This window comes from Vibrio sp. Vb1755 (genome assembly GCF_033338635.1).
Classification (GTDB): domain Bacteria; phylum Pseudomonadota; class Gammaproteobacteria; order Enterobacterales; family Vibrionaceae; genus Vibrio; species Vibrio alginolyticus.
Map to the genome: position 1 here is coordinate 119,275 of NZ_JAWOTA010000011.1, position 13,020 is coordinate 132,294.

The 13,020-nt window shown below is 46.2% G+C and carries 3 protein-coding genes; 2 read left to right on the forward strand and 1 reads right to left on the reverse strand.

The window, feature by feature from the left end:
* Positions 1–124: 124 nt before the first annotated feature.
* Positions 125–355 carry a hypothetical protein gene (locus tag R7E00_RS12265; protein ID WP_005376575.1) on the forward strand — a complete coding sequence of 77 codons (231 nt, stop codon included), beginning with the start codon at positions 125–127 and terminating at the stop codon, positions 353–355.
* Positions 356–435: 80 nt separating this feature from the next.
* Positions 436–738 (forward strand): hypothetical protein, encoded by a 303-nt coding sequence (locus R7E00_RS12270; RefSeq protein WP_047101396.1) that lies wholly within the window; start codon positions 436–438, stop codon positions 736–738.
* 183 nt (positions 739–921) lie between these two features.
* On the opposite strand, the gene R7E00_RS12275 is transcribed toward R7E00_RS12270, so the two are convergent.
* Positions 922–13,020, reverse strand: a 12,099-nt coding sequence (locus R7E00_RS12275) for a DUF5801 repeats-in-toxin domain-containing protein (RefSeq protein ID WP_318124432.1), incomplete at its 5' end; no start/stop codon positions are given.

The window sequence follows — 13,020 nt, forward strand, 5'->3', positions numbered from 1 at the left end:
TCTACCCCAAAGTGGGTAATTATGTACCTTCTTAGGAAAAATCTGACGTATCACTTAACACACCTTGACAATATTCGGACAAAAAGCAATCGATCAAATTCTAATCTATTTTGGTTGAATAAATATGTTGTATCCAAAGGATGAAGAATTTCGGGCAACGACGGATAAACCGAATCACGACGAAGGTATTGAGATGAACGCACAACAATTTAATGAACTTAAGCAAAAGCTCAGTGATTTAACGGCAAGTCAGTTAAAGTCATTACAAGGTGAGATCAGCGTGAAACTAAATAAAGCGCAAAAACCGGTTCTATCTGGTGAAGAAAGAGAAATGCTTGCCAAACTGTTTGCCTAATCAAGTCATTGATATAAAACACTTGAACGTTTTATAAACTCCACCTATGCTCTCACTATCATAATGTTGGGAGTAGTGATATGCCTGTATCGGGAATTCAATCTGGATACCACATCGTTCAGATGTCACAACAAATGGCCGAGAAAGCTGCACATGGCATTAGCAATAATGTAAGTAAGGTAAAAGAAGAGCTTTCTGATCACAACATCGATTTAGCTGCGGTTGCGGATGTCGCAATAACAGCCTCAACACCTAGCCTTCCCTCTCAAAAAGTTGAATCTCTCATCAACCTCGCACAAGCCGCTGGTTATAACCGAGTTGGCGCGTCTGTCATAGAGAAAAACAATGAAATCATTGGCAGCTTGCTAGACATCCACGTTTAGGCGATTTAACGTCAAATTATCGCTATTTTAATTTCCAACTATCACTATAACGTCGTAACAAGATAACCCCTTTGCTTCGCTCTTTATTTCTATTTCGATTCAAATACTCCTGTTTAAAATCAAGCTTTCCCGAAAAAAATGGGCGGCTTATCAGAGCCGCCCATTTTTGTGTTGTATACAGGTTTATCCGTTATCAATAACACCGTTGTTGAGCAATGACTCTACAATCTCGTTGGAGCTAAGACCGTTGAAGTCGATTGAAGTACCTAAGTTTTCCACGACAATAGTCTGTTGAACATTTGCATCCGTCGTAATGTTCAGAGAAACACTTTCCGTCGATGCATCGTAGTCTGCCGAAATGTGACCAAGCAGATCATCCATGTCGATCATTGAGTTATTGAGATCAGAGATAACTTCACGTAAATCGATACTGTCTTCGTTAACAGTGAAGTCAGTAATGGTATCCACTGCCCCTTCATCAACGGAATCTACCGTCCACTTGAAGATATCGCTGCCGTCTCCACCCGTTAAGATATCTGAGCCTAAGCCACCGATAAGCACGTCATCACCATCACCACCCAGAATAACGTCGTCACCGTCTCCACCAATCAAGTTGGTACCTGTGTCTCCGCCGACTAAATAGCTGTCGTCCACTGCGGTTGACTGGTCAATATCGTCGCTATCACTACTCACATCCAAACTAATTTGGACAGGTGAAGACTGCGCTTCATCGCCATTAGATTCCGTTGATATCGCCGTAAGCGAAATATCGTAAGAACCGACATCAATACCACTGTTAGTATCTGTTGCGACAATTTCTAGCGTATCAATTTCATCGCTTGGTACTGTCCAAGTGGTACCATCGAAGCTAATGCCTGATGGAGAAACGCCACTTGTTACCTCAGCACTAGCTGGTACGCCCGTTAGCTCCAAAGACAGCACCTCGTCAATATCAGTAAGCGCCGCCATGATTCCGACAATCGCTAAACCTTGACTGCTCGCGGTTTGGCTAGCCGCAATTTGACGAATGTAATTAAACTGAGGATTGATACTCAATGTAGGTGCATCAGCTACAGGTGTCACATTGATAGTGAAGTCTTGATTCGCTTCCAATGCGGTACCCGATGCATTTTCGAAGTACACGCCGTTGTCTTCGACTTTCACCGATAAAGTGATTGAAGCTGCGTTGACATCTCCTGCATCCACAAATACCCCCTCAGAAGCGTCTGTTGCTCCAAGAACGGAGTTAATATTATCTGGTGTGCCCATTAGGGTGATTTCACCAGCCATCCCCGCCCCAACAGTCACACCACTACCTGCTGGCGGCTCGACACGAAGGTCGCCCTCGGTAACTGTAAGAGTCACGGTCATGCTTTCATTTGCTTGTGCGCCCGCAAAGTCGACGTCACTCACACTAATACCCGTTACTTTCTGGCCATCAGCTTCATTGATCGTATCCGTTACCGACGTTGCAGTGATTTCAGGTGCGTCATTGGTAGCTTCAACATTCAACACTGCTGTGCCCGCGATTGTAATTGGGTCTGGAGCGCCGTTAGTGGTTCCGTCATCTGTGATTTCATAAGTGAAATTAACGTCACCAAAGAAATCTGCTGCGGGTTCAAACGTCCACTCTGTCGCACTCACTTGAGTCAGCGTGCCGGAAGCTGGATCCACTAACACAACATTATCGACGGTCAAGTTGTCTGACTCAGGATCACTTGCGTTGCTCAGCAACTCAGTAGCCGTAATAGTTACCGAACCACCATCTTCTTCGGTACTACTCAACGTTACCTCTGATGTTACCGGTGCATCGTTCACCTCAGTGACTTCGAAGGTCGCCGTTCCTGACACCGTTTGAGGATCTGAAACACCGTTCGTTGTACCGTTGTCGGTAATGTCGTAGGTCAGATCGACCTTGCCGTTGTAGCCAGGCGCAGGAGTAAATGACCATGTACCTGTTACGTTGTCGAAATCCAATGTGCCGCTGCTTGGATCAACCAACTGGACATTGCTCACCATCAAGGTGTCGTTTTCAATATCAGACGCATTCGCCAACAAATCAGCTTGGGTAATATCAACCGCCGTACTGTCTTCTGCGATATCAGAAAGTGTCACTTCAGACGTCGTTGGAGCATCATTGACTTCCGTTACGTTGAACGATGCGCTGCCGTTAACCGATTTAGGATCGGATGTACCATTTGTCGTGCCATCATCTGTAATGGTGTACGTGATTTCAACTGGACCGTTGTAATCTGGTGCTGGGGTAAATTCCCACTCTCCCGTACCACTGTTGAAAGTAATGCTGCCCGAATTCGGATCCGTTAACTGAACATTGCTGACCGTGAGGTTATCGTTCTCTACGTCTGTCGCATTCGCAATAAGATCCGCTTCAGAGATGGAGAACACACCACTATCTTCTTCAATATCCGGTAGCGTCACTGGCGTAGTTTCTGGGGTATCATTCACCGCTGTCACTTCAATATTGAAGCTGCTGCTGTTGGTATTTAGGGTGTCATCTACCCCACCAATTACGATACCTTCATTACCTTGGTCATCGACTGTCACGTCCACCTGAACGTCACCAAAGAAGTTCAGGTCTGGATTAAACTCAATCAGACCGTCTGCAATGGCATTGTTTAGATCGGCCACTGTGCCTTTCAGTTCAACGGAGTCCGTACCATCACCGCTCACGGTTAGGTTGTAAGTAGCGATGAGCGTTGGATTAAGCTTCAAGATACCGCTGTCGACGTTCACATTGAGTACGTATTCAGCATTCGGATCATCGAGTACGGCATCAATGTCGGTAATGCTGAAACCATCAAGCAGCATTGGCGTATCTTCTGGTGTTTCCACATCCACGGTATTGACGAACTCTGGACGATCGTTCACTGCTTCAACATCAACAGTGACATCAAACTCCTCTGCGGAGCCCAAGCTTTGACTGCCATCGAGCCCAGTATCAACGGCTTGCACTTTGAAATGCAGCGAACCATCCCATGAGTTATCGTTGCGATCCCCAGAATTAAACACCACTTGATCCAAGTCTTGAGCATTGATTTCTAAGACAAAAATGCCGCCGCCTTGGTCAGTAAACACTGTCCCATCAGGTAATGAAACACTCGCCCCATCAGGGACATTGGAGACCTCAACTCTCAGCGTCTCTGGATCATTTTCCTGGTAGTTTGCACCATCTCCGATGGACTCTTTGTTATCAACCACTAACGCATTTACATTAATAACAATGTCTTCGCCCTCATTACCTGCAGCCGAAGTATCGGGATTCACATCAACATCATCACCAATAGGATTGACAATAAGCGTAAAGTTGTTGTTTCGTTCCGTTGGAACTTGTAGCAACTCCTCTTGAATGAAGACCGTAATACCTATCTCAGCCTCGCCACTAAAGTGTTTTGGCGGTTTAATTTGGATGTCACTCAGGTCAATGGACGTCTGAGTGAGATCTTTTAGTTGAATACTCCATTCGCCCCCACCGTTGTTCTTAACAACATAATCAGAGGAATTGGATTTAACGATAAAGTCATCAGGAAGCCCCGTTAACTTGAGTGAAACGAAACTCTCAGAACCGTCATTATCGTTCAGGCTGATCGAAACACCAGAGCCCGATTGATTCAGCGAAATTAAAGTATCTTCGTCACCAATCACCGTGATTGGCTGCGTCGGATCGGCACCTGTAATGGTAATGTCATCAACGACTGGCGTAACTTCAAATGTGACATCGTCAGTGAAGGTTCTCACATCTATATTATCGCCAGAGTTATTCAAGATAGACTGATCAAACACAGCTTCATCAGTAATTTCTCCCTCGACATTAATCTTGACGGTATTTTGGCCACCACCTACGGGGTAATTTTCTTTTGGCTTAAACAGAACATTGTCAAGCGCACCAGCTAAAATCTCAGCTTCATTAAACTCAATACTGGTTCCTAAGCTGTTACCATTGGCATCAACAAACTCACCTAATGTTGTGTCATCAAGCTCTAACTTGATGTTCGTTAGTGTTTCTCGACCACCTTGAGTGTTGTTAAATTGATCGGCAAAATCAACACTCAAGTTAAGTTGGATTAAGCCATCTTCGTAACCGACACCATCCGCCGTGGGAACGTCGTTATTTAGATCAGTCACAGGTTGTTTGTTTGCATCCAAGCCGAAAGTACCGACGATATCTACTCTTACATTTGGTGTGACATCGCTATCCAACGGCTGATCCCCGGCTGAACTCGGAACGTCTGCAACCGGTAAAACCTGAACTGGAAACTGAACATTATTTTCTTTTTCATCACCGGACTCAGTGTCTTTAGTGACGAACCGAATTGGTAATTCGAAATCACCTGCGTAATCTTCTGCCAAGTGCATCGTCAAACCATCAAGGCCAGTAATATTTCCACTCGCATCGATATGGGCTTGGAACACGTATTTACCATTGACAAAGTCGATATCCGTCCCCGTGATCACCAAGCCAGGAGGAATACCAGGAGCTGAAGGATCGACGATAATAGTCAAGACATCCTCCACGCCATCTGCATTAATCGCATCAACTTTCGACGTTAACTGAGCACCAAGGTTAATAGAATTGTCTTCCAACGCTTGAATTTGGACATCATCAGCCACCTGAATCTCTGCCGCTACACTCATTTGCGGTGTGAGAACGGTAGGAAATTCAAGTGTCACATCCGTTTGGCGCATGACCGTCGCATCTTTTTCGTTGCCCAAATCTTCGCCCAAATCATTCACTTCTGCGTAAATGGTTAAGCCAATTTGAGAGAGACCACCGTTATCGCCATCGTCACTGTCATCGTTTGGTGTTAAATCAAGTCCAGACGGCGCTTGAATTGAGAAGTTGTCTTCATTAGTTACTGTCCAACGACCTCCACCTTCATTTAGTGCACCGACGATAACCAATTGGTTGAGGATCTCAGGGTCCACATTGTGAAATTGAACAACAAGTTGAGTCACCACTTCATCTGAAGACGCATCAAACTCTTGATATTTAATGATATGAGCACCAGATTCGCCCCCCATAGAAGTGTTGATCGTAAAGTCAATGTTACCTTGATCGTCTGACTTCACGATATCGGTAGCACCACCACCACTTTCAGTGACAAGCAGACGGGTTTGGTCGTCTATTGCCCCCGTCTTATCCTCTGGCTCAACGATTGGATTAACTTGGACATTCACCGTACCATTGATGGTTTTCTCAGCGATACCTTCACCGGGATTCGAAGCGTCAACATATTCATGGTCAATCTCTTTCACAGTGACGGTTGTGGTCAAGTCAAAGTCAGTACTTGAATCCTGCTCCAACTGGACTTGAACATAGCCACTTTGAGAGATTTTAGCGGAAAAATCTTGCTCTGATTCACCGGCTTGCGGTGAAAGCGTTAGTGTTCCAGAAACAAGCGTTTGTGCCACACCATCTACATAGACCGTGCTGCCTGGAGGAAATCCAGAGATGGTTACATCACTAAAGAATTCATCGGCATCAGGGCTTTGTACGAGCGTCGGTTTCCAATCGATGTCAAAGCGCGTATCTTCATCTCCCTCCGATCGAACAACGTAGTTATCTTGAGCGTCAATAACGGGTTCGACCTTGATCCTTACCTCTCTTTCAATCACACGACTATGACCATCATTCTCGGTAACAATGATCGTCCCTGTAATCGCAATGTTTTCAGTTGAAGAGGCTTCCGGAATAATTTGAATACCGGAATTAAAATTCAGCCCAGTGATGTTTGCTTCGTAAATCGGTTGACCGTTACCATCATAGCCAACAAAGGTGAGGTCAACGCTTGAACCGTCTGAATCTACGACACGAACACCGTCGGGGATGTTGGACAGGATAACAGTAATGGCTTCTGAATCATCCTGTGGTCTATCGGCAACTTCACCAGATACAACCGAGAAGTTAAGGTTTACAACACCATTCTCTTCGATAGTCGTCTCTATCCCGGCCACATCTCCGTCTACGAATCGGTTCCAAACGTTCCCCGCGTCAATTAATACCGTGTCTGGTATGTCAGCAACACCTTTTACACCAACGATGACGGTCTTACTGCCCAGTGACAACACATCTTCTGTCGTACCGGTAGACAATGATGCTGTGTCTTTCACAATGCCTTCGACATTGAAAGTAAAGTCATCATTGCTGTGCAACGGAGGAAGAACTTCGACGTTCGCTAATTCAGACTCTGGCACTTCGTAATAAAGTACATTGCCGCCTGAATCGGTCACTTCTACTATCTGACTTGGGTTTGCTGAGTCCAGCCACACCAAAGTAACCCCATCAATTGAGAAGTTAGAAATACGCACAAATAACGCTTCAGAACCATCTAAGTCCGCTGATGGTTTCATGGTGATCACTTCACTTAATTGGAGTGGGTCGTGATCAGTGACAGGGTCTACCGTATTTTGAGTTCGAGCATTATCCTCAAACACATTAATTCGGTTTACAGTAAAACTACCTTTATCCGCAACTGGGTTTACATCAATAATGATGGTTTCGGTTTCTGAGCGAGCGGTATCTTTCCCAAGCAGTGGATTGTTGTTTTCCGTCGTAATAGCGGTGACATCAATTCTGATTTCACCCGAGAAGTTATCTATCGGATCAACTTGAACTTCATCAATTCGGCTTGCATCCACCAGATAAACACCACCGGATTTTGGTATCGCACTACCATCTGAATAGACTAACTCTGCGTTACCTTCTCCTTGTGTAAAGACAAGCTCGTACACAATGCCTTCAGGGTTACTAGTGTCTTGGGTTTCAGCCGTGATGTTAAGTGCGACATTGTTTCCATCTTCATCAACCGAGTAGTTAAATTCGCTGCTTGCCGTCCACGTTGCAATATCTGCGACGGCAGCAACTTCAATGTCTAAACGACCATTAATCGTATGATCTGGCGTACCATTGTTAAGAATTTCCACGCGGATACGAGGATCGATACCAGAAGCATCGGTTGATGTATGACGATCTGGTACGAAGTACAAGTTATCTAACGAGACAAGCTCACCATTGAATGACTGCTCAACATTTGATGCGTCGAGAACAACCGTATTGCCCACAGATGTTAATTCAATGTAGTTGCCACTGCCGTCTCTGTAGTAGAACGTACCGTTGTGAGTATCAGCATCTCGAATAGTGATGTCACCTAAGCTCTCGTTACGGTCGATATCATGTAAATTGATAACCAGGTCGACTTTCGCAGGGCTAACATCCAGCGTCGACAAGTTGTCCTGAGTATTTGCAGAGTCAACGCCCACAACGACACCATCACGCCCTTGGTCTTCGAACGCAGTAACGGTAGACGTGTCAATTTGCGCATTGCGGTCTCTTATCGAGATATCCACATCGGCATCTGCGATATCGCCATCACCATCGGTTGCAACAACGTTGATGGTGAAATCAATCGAGTCGGTTTCGGTATGGTCAAGATCGTCATTCGGACGGAATGACACACTGCCATCGGTTCGAACAACCAAACGACCGATTTCAGTATCCACTCCGTCAAGAACCTTGTGAACAAATACGACTTGGTCGCTGCCGTTCAAATCGACAGAATCAGAATCAACACCGTTTTGCTTAAAGTAAATGCCTGAATCATCAGCCGAGAATGAAGTCACTTGTGCGCCGTCAGCACCAAGGTCATCATCCCCCTCTACAGGGTCTCGGAATAAACGAACCGTGCGGCTGCCTTGTCCCTCAACACGCGAAATAGATGCATCGTGCAAGGTTGGAACATCATCGGTAATCGTCACTGGTAAGTTAATACCTGCCGTATCGCCATCGACATCGGTCGCAAAGACTGGGAGATCAAGTATGAGTGTATCTTCGCCTTGAGTTGAGTGATCTAGCGCACCCTCAAGCGTAAACTTGTAAGAGCCGTCAGCGTTCAAAACTAGCGTGAACACTGAGTTACCATCAGGTGTTTGACCTTGATAAGTAAAGTTGTTGTTGCTTACCGCGGTTTGAACTAACGTCACCGCAAGACCACCTGAAGTTACTCCTGGTATCGGGTTAGAAGTAAGATCCAGCTGATAAGAGACAACGGTATCTGCCCCTTCCACCGTATCGAAATTGCCCGTTGCTTCTAGGCTGTCTTTGTTGGTTGCCTGGGAGCCGTTGGCAAGGTCATCCTCATCAACAGCCAAAGCATCTGCTGATTTAATTTCGGGAATGTCATCAACTACGGTAATTGGAAGATTCAGTGGTGATGACGTGTCACCATCAAAGTCTGTTACTGTAATTGGAATATCAATGACAAGGTTGTTTTCACCTTGAACAGCGTCGTGGTCGATTGGTCCCAACAGCTCAAATTGGTAGCTGTCATTATTCGCATCAAGAGACAGCGTGAAGATCTTAGTTGATGTGCCAGTAATAACCGCTTCGTAACTGGTTACTCCACCATTCGTGCCTACTAGATTCAACTCGATGCTGCTGCCGTTCGACGTTAAACCAGACACGACTGCATCGAGGTCTGAAACTTGGTAGCTGACAATCTTGTCTGCACCAGCAACGACCTCAAATCCGCCGTTCAATACCGTAGAATCATTACTTGTCGTGTCAGAGCCACCGGCAAGATCATCTTCATCAACGGTTTGTTGGCTAGAGTCTGTCACGTTCACAATAGCTGGAACATCGTCCACCACGGTGATCGGCAAGGTGATGTTATTGGACACATCGCCATCAAAATCAGTCGCGTTGACTGGGAAGTTAATGACCAACGAGTTTTCATCGTTACCCGCAGGATGATCAAGTGCACCTAATAGTTCAAACTCATAACTGTCAGCTGAGCCATTTAGCGTCAGTTTAAAGACGGTATCCGTCGTACCTTGTACGTAAGCTCGGTACTCAATCACACCATTTGAATTTGAAAATTCAACCAATTCAAGCGGCTGACCACCTGAGGTAAGTCCAGAAACAGGCGACGTTAAGCTATCCAACTGGAAGCTAACGATAGAGTCGGCACCATCAGTAACGTCAAAGTTGCCACCAATGATATTGGATTCTGGCGTGTCGTCCGAACCTTGGCTCGGAATATCATCCTCATCCACAGACAAGGTACTACCAGAGCTAATAGCATCAATGGTTGGCTTGTCATCTACGATCGTCACTGGCAAGGTCGCAGTGATGATATCGTTGTCGCCATCCGTGATCTTCACAGGTAGATTCAACAAAATCTCATCAGAGTTAACCGCGTGATCTAACTGACCAGATAACTCAAAGTCGTATTTACCATCTTGATGAAGTGTCAACGTGAAGACAGTCACTCCACCCGGAGTTTGTCCCACGTAAACAAGCGCGTCAGCAGTTGAAGCACCAACGTCTTGAGAAAGTGTTACCTCTTCTCCACCCGATTTCAGATTCGGGATAGGATTTGAGCTTAGATCCAATTCGAAAGCATCAATACCATCTGCGCTAGTAACTTCGAACTCACCTGATACCGTTAATGGCTCTTTCGTTCCATCAGAACCAAGAGGTAAGTCATCTTCGTCGACACGTAGACTTTCAATATTGGTAACAACTGGAACATCATCCACAACGGTAATTGGCAATGTGAAGGCTGGTGAAGTATCACCATCATTATCTGTCGCCGTCACAGGGAGGTTAATAACAATCTCGTTTTGCTGATTACCATCGGGATGATCAAGCGGCTTCTGTAAATCGAACTCATAGGAGTTGTTCGTTGCATCCAGCGTCAGTTCGAAAACCACTTCAGCAGGATTGCCAGCAACACCTTGGTATACGTTCACGCCGTTTGCGCTAGAAGACAGAACTAAGGTGATAGCTTCACCATCTGAAGTCAGTGACGCAACAGGCGTGGTCAGGTCACTCAGCTGAATAGAAGCAACTTGGTCAGCACCTTCGGTGATATCAAAAGTACCTGAAATAACAGTATCTTCTGCACTTGCAGCATCCGTACCTGCTGGTAGGTCATCTTCATCAACGGTTTGTTCGCTGCCTGCTAGCAAACCATCAATGGTCGGAACATCATCCACAACCGTAATTGGTAAGGTGATGTTGTTCGACACGTCTCCATCAAAGTCAGTCGCGTTTATCGGTAAATTGATGATCAGTTCATTTTGTCCATCAGCATTTGGATGATCGAGAAGAGCGAGCAAATCGAACGTGTAGCTGTCATCAGAGGCATCGAGGGTTACACGGAATACTGGTGTCGTCGTGCCATCAATACGAGCTTCGTAAACTGAAACACCACCTGCGTTTGATACTTCAACCATAACCAGTGATTGACCACCAGAGGTCAGGCCTTGTACTGGCGTCGTTAGGTCAGAAACGCTGTACTCGACAATGCCATCAGAACCATCAGTCGCGATGAAGTTACCGGCAATGCTGTTCGACTGTGTACCATCAGATCCGACTGTTGGGATATCATCCTCATCAACCGTTTGCACACTTGTTGCTTCGATTCCACCAAGTGTCGGCTTGTCATCAACGATCTTGACAGGAATTGTCTCAGCAGAGGTATCGCCATCAAAGTCTGTTGCGATGATTGGGAAGTTCAGTGTCAACTCATCACTATCTACTGCGTGGTCGATTGGACCTTCAAGCGTGAAGTTGTAACTACCATCAGTATTCACTATCAGAGTAAAGACCGCTTCAGTACCCGCTGTCGCCTCGTAAGTAAAGCTGCCATCACCATTTGCGGTTTCCGTCAGTGTGACTGCCACGCCTTGTGATGTAAGGCCAGCCACTGGTGTTGCAGACGCGTCAAGCTGATAGCTCACTACTCGGTCCGAGCCTTGTGTGGTAGTGAAGTTGCCATCGATTGAAATCGGGCCAGTCTGATCTGAACCAATCGTGCCTAGGTCATCTTCATCAACGGTAATCGCATCGACATCGGTAATGGTCGGCTTATCATCCACAATGGTGACTGGGATCATTTCTGTGGTGGTATCACCATCAAAATCCGTCGCGATGATTGGGAAGTTCAGCGTCAGCTCATCACTACCCGTCGCATGGTCGATTGGACCTTGCAGCGTGAAGTTGTATGAACCATCCGTATTAATGGTCAGCGTAAATACGGCTTCAGTTCCTGCTGTCGCTTCATAAGTGTAGCTACCATCACCGTTTGCAGTTTCAGTCAGCGTCACTGCCACACCTTGCGATGTTAGGCCATCAACTGGCGTTGCAGAAGCATCCAATTGGTAACTCACTACCCCATCAGAGCCTTGCGTTGTAGTGAAGTTGCCATCAATGGAAATTGGGTCAGAGCCGTCAGAGCCAATCGTCGTTAAGTCATCTTCATCAACCGTGATGGCATCTACGTCAGTGATGGTTGGCTTATCATCAACGATAGTGACAGGTAACGTCTCCGATGAGGTGTCGCCATCAAAGTCTGTTGCGATAATCGGGAAGTCGATTTGCAGGCTGTCGCTGTTCACCGCATGGTCTAGTGGACCTTGCAGTGTAAAGTTGTAGCTGCCATCTGGCTTCACAATCAATTCAAATACGGCATTGCCATCTGCCGTGGCTGTGTAAGTAAAACTACCGTCGCCGTTAGCAGTTTCAGCAAGCACGACAGGCTCACCATGAGAGGTCAACCCAGATACTGGATCTGCTGTTGCATCAAGCTGGTATTTAACAACGCTGTCTGAGCCTTCAGTTGTGGTGAAAGAACCCGACATAAACGCATCATCGTTTTGGTCTGAGCCAATTGAGGCGAGATCATCTTCGTCCACCGTGAGTGGAACAACGTTGTCGATAGTTGGAACGTCATCAGTAATCGTGACGGGAATGGTCGCGGTCGTCGTATCGCCGTCAAAGTCTGTTGCAATGATTGGGAAGTTCAGTACTAATTCATCGCTGTTTAACGCGTGATCGACCGGCCCTTCCAGACGGAAATTGTATGTGCCATCAGCATTCACGTTCATGGTGAAAACCGGATTGCCATCCGCGGTAGCCACGTAAGTAAAGCTGCCATCAGCATTCGCAGTCTCTACCAGAGTAACTGGCTCACCTTGGGAGGTTAGCCCCGAAACAGGATCAGAAGTTGAATCAAGTTGGTAGCTCACCACACGGTCTGAACCTTGGGTAGTGGTGAACGCGCCTTCAACAAACACAGCGTCAGTTTGGTCTGAGCCAATACCTGATAAATCATCTTCGTCTACAGCCAGAGGCAAAACATTATCGATGATTGGTGCATCATCCGTAATCGTGACTGGAATGGTTGCCGAAGTCGTATCACCATCAAAATCGGTGGCAATAATTGGGAAATCAATCGTCAGGCTGTCACTGTTAGCTGCATG

What these genes read in the sequence shown, in the direction of transcription:
- R7E00_RS12270 (WP_047101396.1), top strand. Translation starts at nt 436, where the DNA reads ATGCCTGTATCGGGAATTCAATCTGGATACCACATCGTTCAGATGTCA.
- R7E00_RS12265 (WP_005376575.1), top strand. Translation starts at nt 125, where the DNA reads ATGTTGTATCCAAAGGATGAAGAATTTCGGGCAACGACGGATAAACCG.